This is a genomic window from Pseudomonas sp. FSO-7, from assembly GCF_059579345.1.
Genome location: NZ_CM184193.1, coordinates 4,827,171 through 4,850,559, shown reverse-complemented (window position 1 = coordinate 4,850,559; position 23,389 = coordinate 4,827,171). Strand labels below are relative to the sequence as shown.

Sequence of the window (23,389 nt, the reverse complement as noted above, 5' to 3'; positions counted from 1 at the left end):
GATAATGAATGGCCTTCTATGTAAGGTGTTTTTCCGCCGGGTGTATATCAATGGGTTGTTGCGCCGTTTTGCCAGTCCCTCGGATCAAACCGATTACCGGTGCTCAGTGGCTGGACAGTAAGGACGCTGCGCCCGCGCCGCCAAAGAGCCCTGCACTGATACGGTTGAACCAGCTCTGGCCTTTGCCCGTGCGCAAGTACCGCGCCGCGCCGTGGGCACCGAGGCCGTAGGCCAGCTTGCACAGCAGGTCGAGTACGGTCCAGGTGGCGATCATGATCAGCAGTTGTGGCAGGAATGCGTGTTCGGCGCTCAAGAATTGCGGCAGGAAAGCGGCGAAGAACAGGATGTCTTTCGGGTTGCTCGCACCCAACACGAACGCCCGACCGAAGAGGGCGCGAAAGCGCGGTACAGCAGCGGCCTGGGGCACTTCGGCGCCTTGGGACGGTTGGCGCGATTGCTGCCAGCTCTGCCAGGCCAGGTAAAACAGGTACAAGGCGCCGACGATCTTCAGGGCGCTGAACAACTGCTCCGAGGCCATCAACAATGCGCCGAGCCCCAGCGCCGAAGCGCTCAGCAGGCAGATCGAGGCGATCACGCCACCCAGGAATGCCGGGTACGAGCGGCGCAGGCCGTAGTTCAGGCTATTGCCGATCATCAACAACGACAACGGGCCGGGGATGAGGATCACCACCAAGGCGGCGCCACTGAACAACAGCCAGGTTTCCAGATTCATTGCTTTGCTCCTGATGTACAAAAGCCTCACCCAAGGGGTGAGGCGGGTGGATACGGTATCGCTTACAAGAAGATGAACTTGGCGATGAAGATCGCGCAGAGCACCCACAGGCTGACGGAGATTTCCTTGTGTTTACCGGTGCCGGCCTTGAGCACCACATAGGTGATGAAACCCAGGGCGATACCGTCGGCGACCGAGAACGTCAGGGGCATCATGATGGCCGTGACGATGGCCGGAATGCTGTCGGTTGGTTCGTCCCATTCGATGTGGGCCATGCCGCCCATCATCAGCATGGCGACGTAGATCAAGGCCCCGGCCGTGGCGTAGGCGGGGATCATCCCGGCCAGCGGTGCGAAGAACATGGCGGCAATAAATAGCACACCGACGGTCACGGCGGTAAGCCCCGTGCGGCCACCGGCGGCCACACCGGCGGCGCTTTCCACGTAACTGGTCACCGGCGGCACACCGACCATGGCGCCGAATACGCTGGAGGCGCTGTCGGCTTTCAAGGCGCGGGACAGGTTCTCGATCTTGCCATCGGCTTTCACCAGGCCGGCGCGCTGGGCAACGCCCATCAGGGTGCCGGCGGTGTCGAACATGTGCACGAACAGGAAGGCCAGCACCACGCTGATCATGCTGATGTTGAACACCCCGGCCACGTCCATCGCCATCCAGGTCGGGGCCAGGCTCGGCGGTGTCGACATGACGCCGTTGTACTGCACCAACCCCAGGCCCCAACCGGCCAGGGTCACGGCGATGATGCTGATCAGGATCGCGCCGAACACGCGGTGATAACTGAGCACGGCGATCATCAGGAAGCACACAGCGGCCAGCAACGGACCGGGTTCACGCAACGAGCCAAGCTTGATCAGGGTGGCGGGGCTGTCCACGACGATCCCGGCGGTTTTCAGGCCGATCAGCCCGAGGAACAACCCGACCCCGGCGCCCATGGCGAATCGCAGGCTCACCGGAATGCTGTTGAGCAGCCACTCGCGCACCCGTGACAGGGTCAGGAACATGAACAGCACACCGGAAATGAACACCGCGCCCAACGCGGTTTCCCAGTTGTAGCCCATGGTGCCGACCACGGTGTAGGTGAAGAAGGCGTTCAGGCCCATGCCCGGTGCCAGGCCCACCGGCCAGTTGGCATACAGGCCCATCAACAGGCAGCCCAGGGCGGCGGCGATGCAGGTGGCGACGAACGCGGCACCGTGATCGATGCCGGCGTCGGCCATGATGTTGGGGTTGACGAAGATGATGTAGGCCATGGTGATGAAGGTCGTCAGGCCGGCAATCAGCTCGGTCTTCACCGTGGTGCCATGCAAGCTGAGTTTGAAGAGGCGTTCCAGCCAGCCACTGCGTAGTGGCGGCGAGAGGTCCAGCGTCCGGGCGTCGGGTTTGCGGCTTTCCACAGCGAGTACTCCTCAAGAGTCTTATTGTTATTTCCAGCACCGCAAACGCCCTGGGGGTAGCTGCGATGCGCTGAGGCAGGTAAGGCTGGCGAAGTATGTTGACCTTTTGGTCAGGAACTCGCACGGAGCGAATTATGCTTTTGTATACAAATAATGCAAATAATGTTTTCTGTGTTGTCGACGAAATGTCGGGCGATAGGGATATATCGCCCATGCGGACGCTATCGCGAGCAAGCTCGCTCCCACAGTGGGGTGTGGTGAATGCAAGAATTGGGTTCAACCATGAGCCCTGTGGGAGCGAGCTTGCTCGCGATAGCGTCGGATCAGGTGCCTTCAGTCACTGGATTTGCCCAGTGCCAGGTTCACCGCCAACCACCCATCCACCGCCGCCTCTCCGGCCTCGGCAAACACCCGCTCCAGCAATTTCACCTGCTCGCGCCGCAACGCCTGCTCGAACCGCTCACCCTCGGCCGTCAGTTCCAACAGCCGTTTGCGCTTGTCGGTCTCGGACGCGACGCTGTTCACCAGGTGCATTTCCATCAACTGCCGCAACGGCATGTTCAGTGCCTGCTTGCTCACGCCGAGCAGCGCCAGCAATTCCTTCACACTCAATGAGGGGTAGCGGGCGATGAAAAAAACGATGCGCTGGTGGACCCGGCTCAACCCACGACGCTCGAGCATTTCATCGGCCTTGGCGGTGAACGCCTGGTAACCGAAGAAAAACGCTTCCATGGCCATTTGTTGGGAGGTCGGGTTTTTAAGGTCAATCATGTTGACGTATCCAGAGGGGTCGGAGTAATTTCGGTCAATCAGTTTGACTCATTCTTCCAGCGACCCGCTACAGGTGACCCCATGGCTTTTTCCGAACGTGTCTCGCGCCTCAAAAGTTCTTTGATTCGAGAAATCCTCGCGGCGGCGCAGCGTCCTGAAGTGATGTCGTTCGCTGGCGGCCTGCCGGCCGAAGCCATGCTGCCGAAGGTGGAATGGGCGGCCATGCCGTTGTCCATGGGCCAGTACGGCATGAGCGAAGGCGAACCGGCCCTGCGCGAGGCCCTGGCGGCCCAGGCGCGGGCATTGGGCGTGGCCTGTGAGGCCAGTCAGGTGCTGGTGGTCAGCGGCTCCCAGCAAACCCTCGACCTGGCGGCCAAGCTGCACATCGACGTGGGTACCGAAGTGATGCTCGAAGCGCCGACCTATCTGGCGGCGTTGCAGATTTTCCAGCTGTTCGGCGCCGATTGCATCAACGTGCCTCTGGAGGCCGATGGCCCGGATCTGCACCAGTTGCGAACCCGGCTGGAGCAGCATCGACCAGCGTTCATCTACCTGATTCCAACGTTCCAGAACCCCTCGGCGGTGCGCTACAGCGAGGCCAAGCGCGACGCGGTGGCAGCTTTGCTGGATGAGTTCGGTGTCACCCTGATCGAGGACGAACCCTACCGGGAGCTGACGTTCGATGGCGGCAGTGCCACGCCGATCGTCAGTCGCTTGAAGAAGGCCAGTTGGATCTACACCGGCACCGTGTCGAAAACCCTATTGCCGGGGCTCCGGGTGGGCTACCTGATTGCCAGCCCGGATTTGTTCCCGCACCTGCTGCGGCTCAAGCAGTCGGCGGACCTGCACACCAATCGCATCGGTCAGTGGCAAGCGCTGCAATGGATCGGCACCGAACAGTACCGCAGCCATTTGAGTGAATTGAGGGATTTCTACCGGGACCGTCGCGATCGGTTCCAGACGGCGTTGCAAACGCATTTCTCCGATATCGCGGACTGGAACGTGCCCCAGGGCGGGTTGTTTTTCTGGCTGACCCTCAGGCAACCGCTGGACACCCGCACCTTGCTCGCCGCCGCGCTGGCGGCCGACGTTGCGTTCATGCCGGGAGAGCCGTTCTTTCCCGAGCCGGACCAGCATCCGGGGCACTTGCGGTTGAATTTCAGCCACATTGACCCGGCGCGGTTGGATGAGGGGCTCAAGCGGTTGGCGGGGGTGGTGCGGGAGGCGTTGGCGGTAAAAGCGGCTTGATATCAGGGGCTTTGTGGTGGCTGTCCGGGCCCCATCGCGAGCAAGCTCGGCTCCCACAGGGGACGGTGGTGAATACAAATCTAGCGTTCACCAAGGCCCATTGTGGGAGCCGAGCTTGCTCGCGATGAGGCCAGTAGCCACACCAGAAAATTATCAGGCTGCAGAGAACCGCTTATCCAGATAATCAATGATCACCTTGGACTCATACATCCAGGTGGTCTCGCCATTCTCTTCAATACGCAGGCACGGCACTTTGATCCTGCCGCCTTGCTCCAGCAGCGTCTGGCGATCCTGCTCGTTGTTTTTCGCATCGCGCAGGGCCACCGGCACGTTGAGACGGCGCAGGGTGCGGCGGGTCTTCACGCAGAACGGGCAGGCGTGGAATTGATACAGGGTCAAGCTGCGGGCGGCCTGGTCGACCTGCGCCTGGGCTTCGGTCGTGCGTTGTTTCTTGCCGGGGCGGGTGATGAAGTCGATGAAGATAATGAGCTGGCCCAAGCCAACTCGAAGCGCTTTGACGATCACGGTATTCAGTCTCGCGGCAGGGAAGAAGAGGGCGCGCAGCTTACCTGATTTTTCACCGGCGAAAAAAAACCGGCGATCGATGCCGGTTTTCTTCATACGACGAGTTACTTGATGAGGCTGAGGAATTCGCTGCGGGTGGCGGCGTTTTCCCGGAACTCGCCGAGCATCACCGAGGTGATCATCGAGGAATTCTGCTTTTCCACACCGCGCATCATCATGCACATGTGTTTGGCTTCGATCACCACCGCCACGCCCAGGGCGCCGGTCACTTGCTGGACCGCGTCGGCGATCTGGCGGCTGAGGTTTTCCTGGATCTGCAGGCGCCGGGCATACATGTCGACGATGCGCGCGACTTTCGACAGCCCCAGCACCTTGCCGCTCGGGATGTAGGCCACGTGGGCCTTGCCGATGAAAGGCAGCAGATGGTGTTCGCACAACGAGTACAACTCGATGTCCTTGACCAGCACCATCTCGCTGTTGTCGGAGCTGAACAAGGCACCGTTGGTGACTTCTTCCAGGGTCTGTTCATAACCGCGGCAGAGGTACTGCATGGCCTTGGCAGCGCGCTTGGGCGTGTCGAGCAGGCCCTCGCGGGAAACGTCCTCGCCCAGTTGGCCGAGGATCGCGGTGTAATTCTGTTCCAGTGTCACAGAGGCTGATTCCATAAGGGTTTCAGGAGGGTACTTGTTCTGTCTGTACCCATTTTGTACCAATCAAGCTGTTTCGAGTTGCCCAGTTCACTCCAGTCGCTGCTGAAGGCCCACAGGGCGTATGGTCGGCAGCATCTGAATGCCATGACCGAGCTGAGAGGCAGTGATTGCAGGGTTTCATACCCGCCGTGCTGCACATGGTAGCTTAAGTGTGTCGGCAGTTGTATGGCCGGTGGGCGCGAACCTTCGATCCGGTCGGTGTTGTCCTGAGGTATCGGACGACCGCACCGGCTTGCTTGGGTTGAAGAAGACAAATCGGATTCCAGACTGATAGCATATGGCTATATTCGTCACTCCACTTCTAGGAACGGAATCCATGCTTAAAAAAATCTATTCGTTGGCTCTGGCCGTGGTAGCCATTCTTGCTGGAGCGCAGACTGCAGGCGCGGCTGACAACCTGTTCAAGAACTACGCTTATGATTCACCTATCGCGAATTACACCGAGGCTGCCGGTTATTACGATTGTTCGACGCAGGTGGGTTCTACTGTAAAGTGCACTGAATTGGTCTTTATTGAACAGAAGTTCACTGCGTCGCTGGTGTTCAAGAACGATAAACTTTCAATGGTTTCGCTGCTTGCACCCGTTGATCGTGAGTTGTTCGAGCGCGCCTTGGGCGCCATGAGGAAAAACTTTGACATGGCGGCTGTCAGCGATGGCAAATCGATTCTGGATTTGCTCGAGCTTGCGGGCAAAACGACAAGCATCGAAGAGGTAACTGCCCAGTTTTCAAATTACGAAAATGCAGCCTTGAATGCGGGTAATATTACTTACACCTACATTGAAAATGGAATGTCGATTAAAGGTGCTAAAAATTTTCGTCGCTTAGTGGACATGGCGCCTGACAATGTGAGGAGTGCGGATTTAGTCATCAATGGCATAGGCAAGGATGCTTATCTGATTATAAAGTTCTCTTTCCCAAAGCTTGACCAAATCAAGTTGGCTCAGCAGGTCAATAAGCCGGTCGAGTCGTTTTAAATAACGAACCATCATTCATTTAAGCCCCGTCATTGAGGGGCTTTTTTTATCGATTCGATATGCCTTACGCTGGCGGACGCGGTGTTACTCGCTCGGCAATCGAGGGCTACTCGTCGCGACCTTCCATCATGGTGCGCTTGAGCATCACGTAGACCGCCCCGGCGCCGCCGTGTTTCGCCTGGCAGGAGGTGAAGCCCAGCACTTGCGGGTGCTGGCGCAGCCAGGTGTTGACGTGGCTCTTGATCATCGGTCGCTTGCCGTCCAGGCGCACGGCTTTGCCATGGGTGACGCGCACGCAACGGATTTCGAACTTGGTGGCTTCGGCCAGGAACGCCCAAAGGGTTTCCCGGGCCTTTTCGACGCTCATGCCGTGCAGGTCGAGGCTGCCTTCGAAGGGGATCTGGCCGACCTTCAGCTTGCGCATCTGGCTTTCCTGGACACCGTCGCGCGCCCACATCAACTCGTCTTCCGGCCCGACGTCGATCACGAACTGATCGGACAAACCGTCCACGGTGGTGGCATCGGTGCGTACGGTGGCAGCCTGGCGCAGCTTGGCGATTTGCGCGCGATCGGCCTTGGGCTTGCCGGTCTCGGCACGGTCGTGTTTGATCGGTTTTACGCCCTGGATCGCACTTTTGAACAGGGAAAAGTCGTCGTCTTGCATGTCAGCCTCCGCGAAGCCGGCCAGTTTACCCAACTCTGGCGGGATCAGGCGCGACAAAACGTCGAGTGGCGGATCAGTCGTGCTTTTTCATCAGGTGCGGAGCCATGGCCAGCTCCAGGGATTGGCGGGCGCGACGGCGGCAGCGGCGCCAGAGCCAGACGCCCAGCAACAGTACGAAAAGACCGACTGCCAGGATGATCGCCGAACCCAGCGGGGTGGCATTCAACTCGCCCAATGCGGGTGGACGGCCCAGCAGGCTGGCCGCGCCGGCCATGGCCAGAAGTACACCGAGTGTTGCCAGGAGCGCAGCGATCGCCGCGCCAAAACGAAACCGCCAGTTGCTCGGGCCCTTGGGCCGCAAGCGACGTGCGTCAAAACCATCGGATAACTTCATTCCGACCTTCCTCAATGGGTATCGGCCCTTCGACCGGAAGATATTCGGGTTGTTCCTGACAGTATGGCAATTGCGGCAAATGAGAGGCTTTTGCGGATGAGCGGCAGGGAGGGCCGCTCATCAAGGCGCATCAGATGAAGTCGCGGGTCAGGGCCAGGGTGGCGAAGTTGTCGGCCATGATCGCCATTTCGGTCTGCTGAACGTGCTCGGCGCTGAGGACGCCGCCCTTGTAGGGCAGGTCGCGCGTGGCGCAGGCGTCTTCCACCAGGGTGCAGCGAAAGCCCAGGTTCTTGGCGGCACGCACGGTGGTGCTGACGCTGGAATGGCTCATGAACCCACACACGATCAGGTCCAGGGGGCCGAAGTCTTCCAGGCGTTTTTTCAGTTCGGTGCCGTGGAAGGCGCTAGGCAGCAACTTTTCGACCACGGTTTCGTCACCCTGGGGTTCTAGGCCGGGAATGAATTCCCCGCGTTCGCCTTGTGGATCGAACAGCCCGCCATGGGTGCCCAGGTGGCGCACATGCACGATCGGTCGACCGGCTGCACGGGCCGCGCCGAGCAGTTGCTTGATGTTCGCGACGGCTGCATCCATGCCGCTCAGGGCCAGGGGCCCGGCGAGGTATTCCTTCTGGGCATCGATGATGATCAAGGTCGCTTGACTCAGATTGGCCGCTGCATAACCACGGCCGCTGAGTTGAAACATCGTTTTTGGAACGGACATTCTGGGGCTCCTTCGAGTGGGGCTTTTGCGACATTGTCCTCTGGCTGAGCGGTTCTGTGAATCGCTTCCATCGCAAGGGCCGCCGTTGCTGGCCTACAGCCTTGTCAAGAGGCTCGTCTCGTTCAATAGGCAGTGCAAAAAACGGATAAATCCTACGATTGGTCCAGCGCTTTTCGTTCGCCATCGCGGCGTGTTTGGGTGGGGCCGCGTTTGGCTGGTAGACTCGCCCGTCGATTTTTCTGGAGTTTGCCGCCGTGATCACTTCCCGTCTCCGTACCCTGCGCGACCATATCCGTTGGGCCGTCAGCCGTTTCCATGGGAAGGATCTGTTTTTCGGCCATGGCACCGACAATGCGTGGGATGAAGCCCGGCAACTGGTGTTGGGTGCGTTGCACCTGCCGTGGGAAATTGCCGACAGCTACCTGGACTGCCGTCTTGAAGACGAAGAACTGGTCCATGTGCAGCGTCTGCTGCGTCGGCGCATTGCCGAGCGCATCCCGACGGCCTACCTGTTGGGTGAGGCCTGGTTCTGCGGAATGTCGTTCATCGTCGATGAACGCGTGCTCATTCCGCGCTCGCCCATCGGTGAGCTGATCGAAAAACGTTTCGAGCCTTGGTTGGGCCAGGCGCCGGCACGGATTCTCGACCTGTGCACCGGTTCCGGTTGCATCGGCATTGCCTGTGCCTATGAATTCCCTGAGGCCGAAGTGGTGCTGGCCGACCTGTCGTTCGAAGCACTGGAAGTGGCCAACCAGAACATCGAGCGCCATGGCGTCGATGAGCGCGTGTTCACCGTCCAGGGCGATGGTTTCGACGGTTTGCCGGGGCAGCGTTTCGACCTGATCGTGTCGAACCCGCCCTACGTCGATGCGGAAGATTTCGCCGACATGCCGCAGGAGTATCAGCACGAGCCGGAGCTGGGCCTGGCCTGTGGCGATGATGGCTTGAACCTGGTTCGCCGGATGCTGGCCGAGGCGGCCGATCATCTGACCGAGAAGGGGCTGTTGATTGTCGAGGTGGGCAACAGCCAGGTGCACGTCGAGGCGTTGTACCCGGAAGTCGATTTCGCCTGGCTCGACTTCGAGCGCGGCGGCCATGGTGTGTTCATGCTCAGTGCCGAGCAGTGCCGCCAGCATCAGGGGTTGTTTGCTTCGCGGGTTTGATCCTGCGACCGCTTTTGTGGCGAGGGAGCTTGCTCCCGCTGGGCTGCGAAGCGGCCCCCTTTAAAAGCTAATTTCGCAATTCCCAGACAAATTGCAGTCGCCGGGTTTACGACTGCTGCGCAGCCGAGCGGGAGCAAGCTCCCTCGCCACGAGTGTCTGCATGACGCCGCAATCCACTGTGGGAGCGAGCTTGCTCGCGATGGCGTCGGATCAGCAGCATGGAAGTTGACTGATTTACCGCTATCGCGAGCAAGCTCGCTCCCACAGGGTTATTCACGCGCTGTTGAGTTAATGGCGTGTCGCAATCCAGATCAGCAACCCCGCCTGGAACATGGCGAAGGCCACCAGGCAGGTGATGGTGAAGCGCAGGCCGGTGTCTTCGCGCTTGAACCTGGTGACCTTTTCTTCCTGCTGCTTGAGTTTGACTTCCTGTTCCGCCAGGTTCTGCTCGGCTTGTTGCAGCATCTGCGCGGCTTCAAGGATGGTCACGAACTGCAGCTTCTCGGTGTTCCAATCCCCGATCAAATCGCCTACCTGGGCCGGCTTGATGCTGCCCTTGAGGTGCTGGGCGTCGGCGTAGACCACCTCGAACCCCTGGGCCTTGAGAAAGCGGTCGCGGCGCAGGCGAGTGTCTTCGTTCAGGGCGTCCTTGTTATCCAGATCGGCGCCCTCAACCTGGTAGGCCGACCAGCGTTTCTTGGCCCAGGTAATACCCTGGGCCGCGAGGAAACGGCCGATGCCACGGTTCAACGGCTCGACTTGCAGGTTGTCCGGGGAAAAAGTCAGGCGTTTTTCGACGTGGTCGGCCCAGACATCCAGGTGATTCTGTTCCTTGCGCACCCGCTGGTTCGGCAGTTGGATGCTCATGCGCAGCAGGCTGCGTTCCTTGCTGTGGCGCTCCACATAGCTGAACTCGACAAACCGCAGCGGCCGCACACCGGTGGCGCGGTCGGTCTTGAGCGGCGCCAGACGGAGCATCTTGTGATGCTCGGTATGCACGTCCGCCCACGGCAGTTCCACCGCAGACGAGGCGGGGGCTTCGGCAGCGGTGTCGGGGGAAGTTTGAGTTTCAGTCATAACGGCAAAGTCCTGTCCAGGCCGGCGGGTCGGTAGCCATTGCGCTATCCGACACAGTGCTATCGGCCGTTTTTGCCAGGACTGGAGGGCTAGTTGTGACTAAAACCGCTTAACGGGCGGCTAACGCGTCAATAAAACGCAGAATTCGCACACCGAGCTCGGCCGCCAGGGGCAGGTTGGGATCCTTGTAGGAGGCCAGTTGCCGTTTCACGTCGTTGGGCACGATGCGCATTACGTGGTTCATGCCCTCGATCAGCGCCAGCTCGGCGTCGGGCTTGGCGGCTTTCAACTGCCGGGCATCATCGGCGCTGACCTGGATATCGTTGCTGCCCTGGATGATCAAGGCAGGCATCTTCAACGCGGCGAAGGCCCGGGCCGGGTCCTGGCGGAACAGCGAAATCAGGTAGGGCTGTACGCTGGGGCGAAAAATGACCTGCAATTGCGCCGGCACGTTGTTGTCGAGCCGCCCGGCCTTGAGGCTGTCGAGCAGCTCATTGCTGCGCAACATCAGCGGCGGTGGCAGGCGGTTGCTCAGTTGTTGGCGCAGCACCTGGTCGATCGGCCGGGCGCTGCCAGACAGCGAAATCACCGCCGCCGCGTCGGCCTGGGGCGCGGCGAGGCTGGCGATCAACGCGCCTTCACTGTGACCCAGCAGGATCAGCGGGCCCAGGCGTGGATCGGCGGCGAGCTTGTGGCTCCAGGCCACGGCATCGGCCACATAGGCCTCGACACTCAGGTTGCGCTCGTCCGGTGTCGCCGCCAGGCTGGCGGCCACACCCCGTTTGTCATAGCGCACGCTGGCAATGTTGTGCCTGGCCAGGACCCAGGCCAGGCGCTTGAGGCTGTCGTTGCGCCCGCCCTCGGGGTTGTTGCCGTCGCGATCCGTAGGGCCGGACCCGGAAATGATCAGGACAACCGGCACGGGCGTGTCGGACTTGGGCAGCAACAACGAGCCGAAAAGCTCGCCACTGCCGGTGTCGAGGCTGATCGGGCGTTGCAGCACCGTGGCTTGGGCCAGGCAGGAAAACAGGCCGGTGAACACGGCAAGGCTTAAGGCAAGCAGCTTTAACATCATCACGCCATTAGTTGCGAAGGTGCCGGTTGGACTGGTGGTCGCCGATAAGGTTCGAGGATGAACTACGCGGGGAGCCTGCGTATACTGGCGCCCACTACGAATCCAAGGTTGAGTCTCTCAGCGTTTTTCACGGAGCACCCTGCATGTCCGGCAATACCTACGGCAAGCTGTTCACTGTCACCACCGCGGGCGAAAGCCATGGCCCGGCGTTGGTCGCCATTGTCGACGGCTGCCCGCCGGGCCTGGAGATTTCCCTGGACGACCTGCAGCGTGACCTGGACCGCCGCAAGCCCGGCACCAGCCGCCACACCACCCAGCGCCAGGAAGCCGATGAAGTCGAAATCCTGTCCGGCGTGTTCGAAGGGCGCACCACCGGCTGCGCCATTGGCCTGCTGATCCGCAACACCGACCAGAAGTCCAAGGACTACTCGGCCATCAAGGACCTGTTCCGCCCGGCCCACGCCGACTACACCTACCACCACAAATACGGTGAGCGCGACTACCGTGGCGGCGGCCGCAGCTCGGCCCGGGAAACCGCCATGCGCGTGGCGGCCGGGGCGATTGCCAAGAAATATCTGGCCAGCCAGGGCATCGTGATTCGTGGCTACATGAGCCAGTTGGGCCCTGTCGAAATCCCGTTCAAGACCTGGGATTCGGTGGAACAGAACGCGTTCTTCTGCCCCGACCCGGACAAGGTGCCGGAACTCGAGGCCTACATGGACCAACTGCGCCGGGACCAGGATTCGGTCGGCGCGAAGATCACCGTGGTGGCCGAAGGCGTGATGCCCGGCCTGGGCGAGCCGATCTTCGACCGCCTCGACGCCGAGCTGGCCCACGCGCTGATGAGCATCAACGCGGTGAAGGGCGTGGAGATCGGCGCCGGTTTCGCCTGCGTCGCCCAGCGAGGCACTGAGCACCGTGACGAACTGACCCCGGACGGTTTCCTCAGCAACAATGCTGGCGGCATCCTCGGCGGCATCTCCTCGGGCCAGCCGATCGTGGCGCACCTGGCCTTGAAGCCGACGTCCAGCATCACCACACCGGGGCGCTCCATCGACATCCATGGCAACCCGGTCGAGGTGATCACCAAGGGTCGTCACGACCCGTGCGTCGGCATTCGTGCCACGCCCATCGCCGAAGCGATGATGGCCATCGTGCTGATGGATCACCTGCTGCGTCATCGCGGCCAGAACGCCGACGTCCGCGTCAGCACCCCGGTGCTGGGACAACTTTGATGGCCGGCCTGCCAGCCGCCGTGGCCTGACGACCATGGCGGCACTGCCGTACTGGCGGCTTTCCAGTTTCTATCTGTTCTATTTCGCGCTGCTCGGTTCGACAGCGCCGTTCCTGGCGCTTTATTTCGATCACCTGGGCTTCAACGCGGCGCGTATCGGCGAGCTGGTGGCCATCCCGATGCTGATGCGCTGCGTGGCGCCGAACATCTGGGGCTGGCTGGGGGATTACACCGGCCGACGCCTGGCGATCGTGCGGTTTGGCGCGATCTGCACGCTGCTGACCTTCTCGCTGATCTTCATCGACAAAAGCTACGCCTGGCTGGCGATGGTCATGGCGCTGCATGCGTTCTTCTGGCACGCGGTGTTGCCGCAGTTCGAAGTCATCACCCTGGCCCACCTGAGCGGGCAGGCCTCGCGCTACAGTCAGATCCGCCTGTGGGGCTCCATCGGCTTCATCATCACCGTGGTCGTGCTCGGCCGCTTGTTCGAATGGCTGAGCCTGGACATCTACCCACTGGCCCTGGTGCTGATCATGGCCGGCATCGTCCTCGCCAGCTTCTGGGTGCCCAACGCCCAGCCATTGCAGGGGCCGCGAGTCGCGGGGGAGGGCTTCCTGCGGCAACTGCGCAACCCTGGGGTGCTGGCGTTCTACATCTGCGTGGGCCTGATGCAGGTGAGCCACGGGCCGTATTACACCTTCCTGACGTTGCACCTCGAACGCCTGGGCTACAGTCGCGGCTTGATCGGGATGCTTTGGGCGGTCGGTGTGGTGGCGGAAGTTTTGGTCTTCCTGCTGATGAGCCGGATCCTGGCGCGGTTTTCCGTGCGCCGGGTACTGCTGGCGAGTTTCCTGCTGGCGGCGTTGCGCTGGCTGTTGTTGGGTTCGTTGGCCGAGTTTCTCTGGGTGTTGTTGTTCGCCCAGGTGCTGCACGCGGCGACCTTCGGCAGCTTTCACGCCGCCGCCATCCATTTCGTGCAACGCAGCTTCGGTCCCCGCCAGCAAGGCCAGGGGCAGGCGCTGTATGCAGCGTTGGCCGGCACGGGCGGGGCCTTGGGCGCGTTGTACTCCGGCTACAGCTGGAACGCCCTGGGCGCCAGTTGGACCTTCAGCCTTGCCAGCCTCGTCGCCTTCGCGGCGGCCGTTATCATTGCGACACGTATGCAAGAGGACCGGCCATGAGCCTTCGAACCGTTAATTTGCTGGAGCCATTGTCATGAGCAGCCTGTCCGTTTATCACGTATCGAGCCCTGACATTCCGAACAAGGTGTTGACTCACTTTGAGGACATTGCCGCGACTTTGGCTGAGCAAGGGGTTCGCTTTGATCGCTGGGAAGCGGCGGCGAACATTCAGCCTGGGGCCAGTGAGGAGGAGATCATTGCGGCTTACCAGGCTCGGATCGATGGGGTGATGACTGAACGTGGTTATGTTGCGGTCGATGTGGTCAGTGTCAGCTGCGATCATCCGGAACAAGCAGGGGTGCTTGATGAGTACCGCCATAGCCAGGACGAAGTACGATTTTTCGTTGCTGGTCGGGGGTTGTTTAACCTGCACATTGGCGATTATGTCTATGCGGTGCTGTGTGAGAGGAATGACTTGATCACGGTGCCTGCCGGTACGGCGCATTGGTTTGACGGGGGAGAGCGGCCGTATTTTGTTTCGATTCGTTTGTCTGGTGGTTCGCAGGGGTTGGTTGCTGAGCTTACTGGGGATGATATTGCTCGCCGGTTTCCTCGTCTGGAGGATTGACCGCGTTCTTAGGGTTGGTGTGTATATCTGTTATTTCGGTAACGGCGGCTTAGGGTTCCGCCCTTACGGCGGGTCACTTTTGGAAGAACGCCAAAAGTAACCAAAAACGCTTTGCCCCACCACTCGGCACCTCGCTTAGGCTCGGTGTGCCCTCACTCCGGCATTGCTCCGTGGGCCGCCGCGAAGGGCCATCCCTGGCCCAGCGCGGCTAACCCGGCATCCATGCCGGGTTGCCCACTGCGCAATGCCTGCGTTCGGCCAGCGTGGTTTAACGGGGCGTCCAGATCAAGAGCCAAAGCAAGAGCAAGAGCGGGGCACATGCTGGCATCTATGTGGCTGACCCACCGCTATCGCGAGCAGGCTCGCTCCCACAATGGGTCTGTGGTGAGCCCAAGACCCATGAACACCCAAGATCCCCTGTGGGAGCGAGCTTGCTCGCGATGAGGCCGGCACATCCAACATCACCACAAACTGACCCACCGCCATCGCGAGCAAGCTCGCGATGAGGCCGGCACATCCAACATCACCACAAACTGACACACCGCCATCGCGAGCAAGCTCGCTCCCACAGTGGGCCTGCGGTGAACACAAGACCCATGAACACCCAAGATCCCCTGTGGGAGCGAGCTTGCTCGCGATGAGGCCGACACATCCAACATCACCACAAACTGACACACCGCCATCGCGAGCAAGCTCGCTCCCACAGTGGGCCTGCGGTGAACACAAGACCCATGAACACCCAAGATCCTTTGTGGGAGCGAGCTTGCTCGCGATGAGGCCGGCACATCCAACATCACCACAAACTGACCCACCGCCATCGCGAGCAAGCTCGCTCCCACAATGGGTCTGTGGTGAACCCAAGACCCACGAACACCCAAGATCCCTGTGGGAGCGAGCCTGCTCGCGATGAGGCCGACACATCCAACATCACCACAAACTGACACACCGTCATCGCGAGCAGGCTCGCTCCCACAGGAGAAACGCGGTCTCACCAAGAACCAGGTCGGCTATCAGGCCGCCTCGTGGTGGACGTTGATCTCGGGCGCCCGTTAAACCACGCTGGCTGAACGAAGGTATTGCGCAGTGGGCAACCCGGCATGGATGCCGGGTTAGCCGCGCTGGGCCATGGATGGCCCTTCGCGGCGGGCCCACGGAGCAATGCCTTCGTTCAGGCATGCCGAGCCTAAGCGAGGCACCGAGTGGTGGGGCAGAAGCGTTTTGGTTACTTTTGACTGGGCCGGCTTCCGGGCTCTTCAAAAGTGACCCGCTGTAAGAGCGGAACCCTAAGTCGCCGTTACCGAAGAAACGGATATACACACCAAAGTGGGCTTTCCCAAGGCGCAAAAAAACGGCGCTTTCCATCTCTGAAAAAAGCGCCGTTTCCAAGTGAACAGCAAAGCAGACTCAAGCGCTATGGTAAGTCGGCAGCGCAAACCGATGCTGGCTCTGCAACAAGGTGATCTGTGGCAACTCGCTAGCCTGTTCCGCCAAGTCACGACGGATCGCGCTGATCGCCCAAGACAACTGATCCCCAGCATGCAATTGCGCATAGGAAATCGTGCGTTTGAACAGCTTGCCGTCACTATTACGCAAGGTCAGCAAAATGCCGCCGTCCGGGCGGGGCTGAGTGGTCACTTCGTAGTTGGAAAACAGGGATGCAAACTTTTCTTGAATCATGTTCATAGTTGACTGCTCCATGGTGTGGCAAACCGTGGAGAGGTGGTTGCACTGTCTGTGCCAGCATTTCCTCTTGTAAAAAATACTTTAAAAACAACATGTTATGTTTTTTCTCTATTTTCGCTTTCGTGCATCTTGCATGAATGGTCATCGTGCATCCTGCATTTTGCGGGGTCGAGCAACGATTTTTGGAACCAAATCGTTTTCCGGCGCTCACGCATCTCCTGCCTCCGGCAGCAGATACAAAACATTGCAAAAACCGCATGTACAGCGCCGTGATCGCGGGCGTACTTTCGAGCCAAAATCACTGCCAGCCCGATAACAAGAACCGAGACCCACGAGGTCGAACGGGGAAGATCACCATGAGTCGTACATCCAGCGACGCCATTACCTGGGGCATGATGCTGCGCAAGCTGCCAGCCATCGCCAGAGCCGTTCCCCGGATTGTCAAAGGCATGAAGCTGGCCAATGTCCAGGGACCGACCCAGCCTTGTGGCCTGGGCTGGTGTTTCGAACAGGCCACCCAACGCAATCCCCAGGGCCCGGCACTGCTGTGTGGCGATACAGTGTTGAGTTATGCACAGGTCAACGCGCAGGCCAATCGCATCGCCCATTACCTGTTGGCCCAAGGCATCGGCAAGGGCGATTGCGTGGCGATACTCGTCGAGAACCGGCCTCAACTGTTGATCAGCGTGCTGGCGATGGCCAAGGTTGGCGCGGTCAGCGCCATGCTCAACACCTCGCAGACCGGCGATGCGCTGGTGCATAGCCTGGCCCTGGTCAACCCGGTCGCGGTGGTGGTCGGGGATGAGCGGGTCGCGGCCTTCAACGATGTACGGGCGCGCACCGCACTGTCGAGCAGCAGGACCTGGTGGCTGGCGGATCAGGACAGCACCGATGCCCCGTCCGGTTTCGTCGACCTGTTGGCCGGTTGCGAGGATTACCCGGACGATAACCCGGCGTGCAGCCGGGAGGTTTTCTGCAACGACCCGTGTTTTTACCTCTACACCTCGGGCACCACCGGGCTGCCCAAGGCCGGGGTGTTTCGCCACGGTCGCTGGATGCGCACGTCCACCAGCTTCGGCCTGATCGCCTTGGACATGCAGCCCGACGATGTCGTCTATTGCACCTTGCCGCTATACCACGCCACGGGCCTGTGCGTGTGCTGGGGCGCGGCGATCTGTGGTGCATCGGGGTTCGCGATTCGGCGCAAGTTCAGCGCCAGCCACTTCTGGAGCGACGTACGCCGTTACCGGGCGACCACGCTGGGTTACGTCGGTGAGTTGTGCCGCTACCTGATCGACCAGCCTGTCGCGGCCGACGACCGCCACCACGACGTAAAGAAAATGATCGGCAACGGCCTGCGGCCGGGGGCCTGGTCGACCTTCAAGACGCGTTTCGGCATCGATCACATCTGCGAGCTGTATGCGGCCAGCGATGGCAATATCGGCTTTACCAACATCCTGAATTTCGACAACACCATCGGGTTCTCCCTGATGGGCTGGGAGCTGGTGCAGTACGACCATGCCAGTGGCCTGCCGTTGCGCAACCTGCAAGGGCGCATGCAAAAAGTGCCCAGGGGCCAACCGGGCCTGCTGCTGGCGCGGATCGACGAGAAGGCGCCACTGGACGGCTACACGGAGCAGGCCTTGACCGAAAAAACCATCTGCCGGGATGTCTTCGTGCCGGGCGACCGTTATTTCAACACCGGGGACCTGCTGCGCAACATCGGCTTCGGGCATGGGCAGTTCGTTGACCGCCTTGGCGACACCTATCGCTGGAAAGGCGAAAACGTCTCCACCACGGAAGTCGAAAACGTTTTGCTGCAACACCCGCAGGTGGCCGAGGCGGTGGCTTATGGCGTGGAGATCAATGGCACCAATGGCCGTGCCGGCATGGCGGCGATCACCCCGTCCGAATCCCTGGCGACCCTGGACTTCAGCGAGCTGCTGCAATTCCTGCAATGCAAATTGCCCGCCTATGCCGTGCCGCTGTTCCTGCGCATCAAGGTGAAGATGGATACCACCGGCACCTTCAAGTACCAGAAGACGCGCCTCAAGGCTGAAGGGTTCGACCCGTGCATCACGGGGGACGAGCCGGTCTATGCCTGGCTGCCGGGCACCGATACGTACGTGCGGGTGGACCGACAATTGGCGACCCGGATCCAGGACGGACAATTGCGTTATTGATTCTGGCTATGACGGACACAGTGAAAAAAGGGATGACAGCGCCCGGGTCCGTCGGGAAACTAGCCGCTTTGCGAAGACCCGAGTGGAGTTTCCCATGTCCGATACAAGCCGCCAGATGACCCCGGAAGAGGCTGCCGAGTTTGCCGAGCAGGTGTTCAACGTCGCACGCCAGGGCGACGCAGCCATGATGGCCGCGCTGCTGAGCAAGGGCCTGCCGCCCAACCTGCGCAACCACAAGGGCGACACCCTGTTGATGCTGGCCGCTTACCACGGGCACGTGGAAACGGTGAAAGTGCTGCTGGAGCACAAGGCCGATCCGGAAATCCGCAACGACAACGGCCAGAGCCCGATTGCCGGCGCAGCGTTCAAGGGCGACCTGGCAGTGGTTTCGGCGCTGGTGGATGGCGGCGCGCAAGTGGAAGGCGCCTCCTTCGATGGCCGTACCGCCTTGATGATGGCGGCGATGTTCAACCGGGTGGCAATCGTCGACTACCTGATCGGCAAAGGCGCCGACCCGAAAGCCAAGGACGCCAACGGCGTCTCGGCCCTCGATGCCGCCCGGACCATGGGCGCGGTGGATACTACGGCGCAGTTGGAAAAGTTGTTGGGCTGATGGGCTAAACTCCGATCCCGACGGCTTTTGTGGCGAGGGAGCTTGCTCCCGCTGGGCTGCGCAGCAGCCCCAAATCCAGCCACCGCAACCTGTCAGGTTTACCCTGTTCAGCGGATTTACGACTGCTTCGCAGCCGAGCGGGAGCAAGCTCCCTCGCCACGGGTTCCTGACTCGACCGATGTGATGCGTTATCCTGCCCGCCCTCAAAACACCCTTCGCCACAGGATTCACGCCATGAAAGCCGCCCTCATCGAACTCATCGGCAAAATCAGCTCCGGCTGCCTTGGCGAGGCCGACATCGAGCGAATCGCTGACGAAGCGGCCCAGGCCTACGCCGATCCGGCGGCTTTCCTGGCGGCCAACCCCGATATCAACTACGACGACACGTTCCCGATCCCATTGGGTGAGTGGGTAGTGGTAGGCAGCCTGCCGGACACCGTGCTGTTCCAGTCCGATACCTACGTGGACCTGTTCGAACAGATCGTCGCCTCGTTCGGCCCTGGCGTGGCGTTCAACCTCAAGCCCAAGCAGTTGGCGAAAACCGAAGCCCTGACCGCGCTCAACCGCATCCAGATCCAGATGAGCAGCCTGAACAAGGAAAACGGCGGTTACGTGCTGATGAACTTCAGCCAGTTGCTCGACGATGAGTTGCAAATGGTGCTGGTGTACGGCAACGACGTGCCGCGGGTGCTGGAACTGTGTGCCGAAGTCGGCATCGCCGCCGCACCGGCCCTGGAAGCCCTCAAGGTCGCGGTCCACGTCTGAAGCAATAAAACGGAACCCTTGCCTGGAGCCCGCTATCCTAAGGGTGCCTATCACCATTTGGGAGCGATACCATGGGTTCCACCTTCAACGGCCTGATCGGCCTGATTATCCTGGCGCTCGATATCTGGGCGATCATCAATGTCCTCAAGAGTGGCGCGGAAACCGGGATGAAAATCCTCTGGGTGCTGCTGATCCTGCTGCTGCCAGTCCTGGGCCTGATCATCTGGGCGATTGCCGGGCCCCGTGGCAACGTGCGGATTTGACCGCTCCATGAAAATGCCCGGCCGCCTTGCGCGACCGGGCATTTTTTATGTGTGGGGTTTCAGGCCGTGGCCAGGGACGGCTTGCGCGAAGCACTCAAGAAGCGCAGCAAGGCCAACAGCGGGAAGGCGCTGCCGACGATCACCACCCACAACCAGCCGCCGTGTTCGTACACCGCACTGGCAATCGATGAGCCGAAGGCACCGCCGACGAAGATGCTGGTCATGTACAGCGCATTCAGCCGGCTGCGGCTCTTGGCATCGAGGGCGTAGATGGTGCGCTGGCCCAGGACCATGTTCATTTGCACGCAGAAATCCAGGACCACGCCGGTCACCGCCAGGCCGATCACGCTGTAGAGCGGATGGATGAGCGCTGGCAGGAAACTCAGGCTGGCGAACAGCATCGCCAGCAGCGAGGCGTTGCGTGTATGGCCGGCATCCGCCAGGCGACCGGCGATGGGCGCGGCGATGGCACCGATGGCGCCGACCAGGGCGAACAGGGCGATTTCAGTCTGGGACAGGCCATGGTTGCGTGACAGTTCCAGTGGCACGGCAGTCCAGAACAGGCTGAACGTGGCGAACATGCAGGCTTGATAGAAGGCCCGTTGCCGCAACAGCGGTTGTTGGCGCAGCAGGGTGCCGAGCGAACCCAGTAGTTGGCCATAAGAGGCGCTATGGTCGGGCTGGCGCTTGGGCACGGTCAGCGCCAGGACAATGCTGATCGCGGCCATCAACGCGGCGGCGATGATGAACATGGCCCGCCAGCCGAAATGATCGGCCACGACGCTGGAGACCGGCCGCGCCAGCAGGATCCCCAGCAGCAGGCCGCCCATGATCCCCCCGACGACTCGCCCCCGGGATTCCTCCGGCGCCAGGTGCGCGGCCAGCGGAATCAGGACTTGCACCGACACCGAACTGAACCCCACCAACAGCGAGACCAGCAGGAACACATTCGGCTGGTCAGTGAACGCCGCCCCCAACAGGCTGGCAATCGCCACCAGCGTGGTGAGGATCATCAGCCGACGGTTCTCCAGCAAGTCCCCCAGTGGCACCAGGAAAAACAGGCCCAGGGCATAGCCGATCTGGGTCAGCGAAACGATCAGGCTGGCCATGGTGCTGCTCAGGCCGACGTCGGGTGCGATCAGTTCGATGATGGGTTGGGCGTAGTAGATGTTGGCGACGATGGCGCCGCAGCAGAAGGCGAACAGCAGGACCATGCCTCGGGTCAGGGTGGCGGGGTGGGCACTCATGGCAATCTCATCAGTGAACAGGAAAGATGGCGTGAGGCTAAAGAGTTGTGCTGCTCTGGAACAGAGCTTTGTGGCTGATATCAGACATGCCTGTGGTTGATGATGGCGACTGAGAGGAGGGCTTTATGTGGCGAGGGAGCTTGCTCCCGCTTGAGTGCGAAGCGCTCATCGTTTTTCAGGGCGGCTTCGCCACCCAGCGGGAGCAAGCTCCCTCGCCACAAAAGCTCTCTGGCAACCCTATGGGATCAGTGCCTTATTGCCCGCTATAGATCTGGTCGAAAACCCCACCGTCATTGAAGTGCGTCTTCTGCACCGTGCGCCAGTCGCCGAAGGTTTTTTCCACGGACAGGAAGTCCACTTTCGGGAAGCGGTCGGTGTATTTGGCCAGCACCGCCGGGTCCCGTGGGCGCAGGTAGTTGGCGGCGGCGATTTCCTGGCCTTCAGGCGACCACAGGTACTTGAGGTACGCCTCGGCGGCTTCGCGGGAACCTTTTTTCTCGACGACTTTGTCGACCACGCTGACCGGTGGCTCGGCCTCGGCGGAAACGCTTGGGTAGATCACTTCGAACTGGTCGCGGCCGAACTCGCGGGCGATCATTTCCGCCTCGTTTTCAAAGGTCACCAACACGTCGCCGATCTGGTTGGTCATGAACGTGGTCGTCGCGGCGCGACCGCCCGTGTCCAGCACTGGCGCCTGCTTGAACAGTTTGCCGACGAAGGCCTTGGCCTTGTTCTCGTCACCGCCATTTTTCAGCACGTAACCCCAGGCCGACAGGTAGGTGTAGCGACCATTGCCGGAGGTCTTCGGGTTGGGCACGATCACTTGCACGCCGTCCTTGAGCAGGTCGGGCCAGTCTTTCAGTGCCTTCGGGTTGCCTTTGCGCACGATGAACACCGTGGCCGAGGTGAACGGCGCGCTGTTGTTCGGCAGGCGGGTGACCCAGTTCTCGGGCACCAGTTTGCCGTTGTCCGCCAGGGCGTTGATGTCGGTGGCCATGTTCATGGTGATGACATCCGCCGGCAGCCCGTCGATCACCGAGCGCGCCTGCTTGCTGGAGCCGCCGAACGACATCTGCACGGTGATGTTTTCGTTGTGCTCGGCCTGCCAGTGCTTCTGGAAGGCGGCGTTGTAGTCCTTGTAGAAATCGCGCATCACGTCGTAGGAAACGTTGAGCAGGGTCGGGGCGGCGTGGGCCAGGCTGCCGAAGGTCAGGCCAGCGGCGAGAAGGGAGGCGCCAAAGAAGTTCTTCACTGCGAATTCCTTTTTATCAACGGGGGTTCCGAGCAATTAGCCAGCACACTAGCTGCAAGGCTATAGACCTTCAAGCATCAAAAAGTGCTTTGCTTATTCCAATTTCTTAAACAACGCGTTGCCACAACGGGAGCAGAAAGCGGCGCCGTGTTCGTGGTTGTTTTTGCTGCACACCGGGCAATCGTGCTTGAGCTGGTCACCGCGCATGGCCGTGGCCAGTTCAGCCGTGAAAATACCCGTTGGCACGGCGATGATCGAGTAACCGGTGATCATCACCAGGGACGACACCACTTGGCCCAGGGGCGTCTTGGGCACGATGTCGCCGAAGCCTACGGTGGTCAGTGTCACGATAGCCCAATAGATGCCCTTGGGAATGCTGGTGAAACCGTGCTCGGGCCCTTCGATGACATACATCAGCGTGCCGAAGACGGTCACCAGGGTCGAGACGCTGACCAGGAACACGATGATTTTCTGCTTGCTTCCGCGCAGCGCCGCCAGCAAGTAGTTGGCCTGCTTGAGATAAGGGCTGAGCTTGAGCACGCGGAAAATCCGCAGCATGCGGATGATCCGAATAATCAACAGGTATTGGGCATCGCTGTAGTACAGCGCCAGGATCCCCGGCACGATCGCCAGCAGATCCACCAACCCGTAGAAACTGAAGGCATAGCGCAGCGGCTTGGGTGAGCAGTACAGGCGCAAGCCGTACTCGACGATGAAGATGAAGGTGAAGCCCCACTCGATACCGGCCAGCAGGGCTGCGTAGTTTTTGTGCACGCTGTCGATGCTGTCGAGCATCACGATCACCAGGCTGGCGAGGATGATCAACAGCAGGGTGCTGTCGAAGCGCCGGCCGGCCACGGTGTCGGTCTGGAAAATGATCACGTAGAGGCGTTCACGCCAATTGCTGCTGTCCATACTCTTCGCCTGAACC

The 23,389-nt window shown here is 60.7% G+C and carries 24 protein-coding genes; 10 read left to right on the top strand and 14 right to left on the bottom strand.

The annotated features are described in order from the left end of the window. Positions 1 to 103: 103 nt before the first annotated feature. From AC515T_RS21150 to AC515T_RS21140, 3 genes are all read right to left on the bottom strand, one after another. Positions 104 to 733: a LysE family translocator gene (locus AC515T_RS21150; RefSeq protein WP_496529892.1), complete on the bottom strand. Its 630-nt coding sequence runs from the start codon at positions 731 to 733 to the stop codon at positions 104 to 106. A 62-nt stretch (positions 734 to 795) separates the two neighbouring features. Continuing rightward, positions 796 to 2,145 (bottom strand): NCS2 family permease, encoded by a 1,350-nt coding sequence (locus AC515T_RS21145; RefSeq protein WP_496529891.1) that lies wholly within the window; start codon positions 2,143 to 2,145, stop codon positions 796 to 798. Between the two features lie 333 nt (positions 2,146 to 2,478). After that, positions 2,479 to 2,916, bottom strand: a complete 438-nt coding sequence (locus AC515T_RS21140) for a MarR family winged helix-turn-helix transcriptional regulator (protein ID WP_496529890.1) — start codon at positions 2,914 to 2,916, stop codon at positions 2,479 to 2,481. 81 nt (positions 2,917 to 2,997) lie between these two features. On the opposite strand from AC515T_RS21140, the gene AC515T_RS21135 reads away from it, so the two are divergent. Then, on the top strand, positions 2,998 to 4,164 hold the full coding sequence (locus tag AC515T_RS21135; RefSeq protein WP_496529889.1) for an aminotransferase-like domain-containing protein: 1,167 nt from the start codon (positions 2,998 to 3,000) through the stop codon (positions 4,162 to 4,164). 153 nt (positions 4,165 to 4,317) lie between these two features. Here the strand turns inward: AC515T_RS21135 and AC515T_RS21130 are convergent, their stop codons facing one another. After that, positions 4,318 to 4,689, bottom strand: a complete 372-nt coding sequence (locus AC515T_RS21130) for a glutathione S-transferase N-terminal domain-containing protein (RefSeq protein WP_496533170.1) — start codon at positions 4,687 to 4,689, stop codon at positions 4,318 to 4,320. Between the two features lie 104 nt (positions 4,690 to 4,793). Continuing rightward, on the bottom strand, positions 4,794 to 5,339 hold the full coding sequence (folE, locus tag AC515T_RS21125) for a GTP cyclohydrolase I FolE (protein ID WP_010456659.1): 546 nt from the start codon (positions 5,337 to 5,339) through the stop codon (positions 4,794 to 4,796). Between the two features lie 376 nt (positions 5,340 to 5,715). Here folE and AC515T_RS21120 point away from each other — a divergent pair, with 376 nt between their 5' ends. Beyond that, entirely contained in the window at positions 5,716 to 6,375 is a 660-nt protein-coding gene (locus tag AC515T_RS21120) for a hypothetical protein (protein WP_496529888.1), read from the top strand. Positions 6,376 to 6,481: 106 nt separating this feature from the next. Here AC515T_RS21120 and AC515T_RS21115 read toward each other — a convergent pair whose 3' ends face one another. The 3 genes from AC515T_RS21115 to AC515T_RS21105 all read right to left on the bottom strand — a co-directional run bounded on the left by AC515T_RS21115 (position 6,482) and on the right by AC515T_RS21105 (position 8,154). Continuing rightward, positions 6,482 to 7,039: a Smr/MutS family protein gene (locus AC515T_RS21115; protein WP_003204497.1), complete on the bottom strand. Its 558-nt coding sequence runs from the start codon at positions 7,037 to 7,039 to the stop codon at positions 6,482 to 6,484. A 73-nt stretch (positions 7,040 to 7,112) separates the two neighbouring features. Beyond that, positions 7,113 to 7,433, bottom strand: coding sequence for a hypothetical protein (locus AC515T_RS21110; protein ID WP_053124023.1), 321 nt, complete (start codon positions 7,431 to 7,433; stop codon positions 7,113 to 7,115). A 130-nt stretch (positions 7,434 to 7,563) separates the two neighbouring features. Continuing rightward, positions 7,564 to 8,154: a cysteine hydrolase family protein gene (locus AC515T_RS21105; protein ID WP_014339619.1), complete on the bottom strand. Its 591-nt coding sequence runs from the start codon at positions 8,152 to 8,154 to the stop codon at positions 7,564 to 7,566. A 254-nt stretch (positions 8,155 to 8,408) separates the two neighbouring features. On the opposite strand from AC515T_RS21105, the gene prmB reads away from it, so the two are divergent. After that, entirely contained in the window at positions 8,409 to 9,317 is a 909-nt protein-coding gene (prmB, locus tag AC515T_RS21100) for a 50S ribosomal protein L3 N(5)-glutamine methyltransferase (protein WP_496529887.1), read from the top strand. Between the two features lie 288 nt (positions 9,318 to 9,605). Here prmB and AC515T_RS21095 read toward each other — a convergent pair whose 3' ends face one another. Both AC515T_RS21095 and AC515T_RS21090 read right to left on the bottom strand, forming a co-directional pair. Continuing rightward, positions 9,606 to 10,394, bottom strand: coding sequence for a hypothetical protein (locus AC515T_RS21095; protein ID WP_496529886.1), 789 nt, complete (start codon positions 10,392 to 10,394; stop codon positions 9,606 to 9,608). Between the two features lie 109 nt (positions 10,395 to 10,503). Continuing rightward, the gene (locus AC515T_RS21090; protein WP_496529885.1) at positions 10,504 to 11,469 is read right to left on the bottom strand and encodes an alpha/beta hydrolase; all 966 of its coding nucleotides are present in this window, start codon (positions 11,467 to 11,469) and stop codon (positions 10,504 to 10,506) included. A 143-nt stretch (positions 11,470 to 11,612) separates the two neighbouring features. On the opposite strand from AC515T_RS21090, the gene aroC reads away from it, so the two are divergent. Genes aroC through AC515T_RS21075 form a run of 3 tightly spaced genes read left to right on the top strand, consistent with a single transcriptional unit; the run spans position 11,613 to position 14,452 of the window. Then, positions 11,613 to 12,704: a chorismate synthase gene (gene aroC / locus AC515T_RS21085; RefSeq protein WP_496529884.1), complete on the top strand. Its 1,092-nt coding sequence runs from the start codon at positions 11,613 to 11,615 to the stop codon at positions 12,702 to 12,704. 34 nt (positions 12,705 to 12,738) lie between these two features. After that, on the top strand, positions 12,739 to 13,884 hold the full coding sequence (locus AC515T_RS21080) for an MFS transporter (protein ID WP_496529883.1): 1,146 nt from the start codon (positions 12,739 to 12,741) through the stop codon (positions 13,882 to 13,884). A gap of 34 nt (positions 13,885 to 13,918) precedes the next feature. Next, on the top strand, positions 13,919 to 14,452 hold the full coding sequence (locus tag AC515T_RS21075; protein WP_496529882.1) for a 1,2-dihydroxy-3-keto-5-methylthiopentene dioxygenase: 534 nt from the start codon (positions 13,919 to 13,921) through the stop codon (positions 14,450 to 14,452). Between the two features lie 1,404 nt (positions 14,453 to 15,856). On the opposite strand, the gene AC515T_RS21070 is transcribed toward AC515T_RS21075, so the two are convergent. Beyond that, positions 15,857 to 16,135, bottom strand: coding sequence for a DUF3509 domain-containing protein (locus tag AC515T_RS21070; protein WP_003204481.1), 279 nt, complete (start codon positions 16,133 to 16,135; stop codon positions 15,857 to 15,859). Positions 16,136 to 16,491: 356 nt separating this feature from the next. Between AC515T_RS21070 and AC515T_RS21065 the strand changes: the two genes are divergently transcribed. The 4 genes from AC515T_RS21065 to AC515T_RS21050 all read left to right on the top strand — a co-directional run bounded on the left by AC515T_RS21065 (position 16,492) and on the right by AC515T_RS21050 (position 19,959). Further along, positions 16,492 to 18,318 carry a long-chain-acyl-CoA synthetase gene (locus AC515T_RS21065; protein WP_496529881.1) on the top strand — a complete coding sequence of 609 codons (1,827 nt, stop codon included), beginning with the start codon at positions 16,492 to 16,494 and terminating at the stop codon, positions 18,316 to 18,318. Between the two features lie 94 nt (positions 18,319 to 18,412). After that, positions 18,413 to 18,931 (top strand): ankyrin repeat domain-containing protein, encoded by a 519-nt coding sequence (locus AC515T_RS21060; RefSeq protein ID WP_144929614.1) that lies wholly within the window; start codon positions 18,413 to 18,415, stop codon positions 18,929 to 18,931. A 234-nt stretch (positions 18,932 to 19,165) separates the two neighbouring features. Further along, on the top strand, positions 19,166 to 19,696 hold the full coding sequence (locus tag AC515T_RS21055) for a hypothetical protein (protein ID WP_496529880.1): 531 nt from the start codon (positions 19,166 to 19,168) through the stop codon (positions 19,694 to 19,696). Between the two features lie 71 nt (positions 19,697 to 19,767). After that, on the top strand, positions 19,768 to 19,959 hold the full coding sequence (locus AC515T_RS21050) for a PLDc N-terminal domain-containing protein (RefSeq protein ID WP_057451946.1): 192 nt from the start codon (positions 19,768 to 19,770) through the stop codon (positions 19,957 to 19,959). Positions 19,960 to 20,018: 59 nt separating this feature from the next. Here AC515T_RS21050 and AC515T_RS21045 read toward each other — a convergent pair whose 3' ends face one another. The 3 genes from AC515T_RS21045 to AC515T_RS21035 all read right to left on the bottom strand — a co-directional run bounded on the left by AC515T_RS21045 (position 20,019) and on the right by AC515T_RS21035 (position 23,373). Beyond that, positions 20,019 to 21,206: an MFS transporter gene (locus AC515T_RS21045; protein ID WP_496529879.1), complete on the bottom strand. Its 1,188-nt coding sequence runs from the start codon at positions 21,204 to 21,206 to the stop codon at positions 20,019 to 20,021. A gap of 253 nt (positions 21,207 to 21,459) precedes the next feature. Then, positions 21,460 to 22,458, bottom strand: a complete 999-nt coding sequence (locus AC515T_RS21040) for a sulfate ABC transporter substrate-binding protein (protein WP_003179178.1) — start codon at positions 22,456 to 22,458, stop codon at positions 21,460 to 21,462. Between the two features lie 93 nt (positions 22,459 to 22,551). After that, entirely contained in the window at positions 22,552 to 23,373 is an 822-nt protein-coding gene (locus AC515T_RS21035; protein ID WP_496529878.1) for an ion transporter, read from the bottom strand. Positions 23,374 to 23,389: the final 16 nt, after the last annotated feature.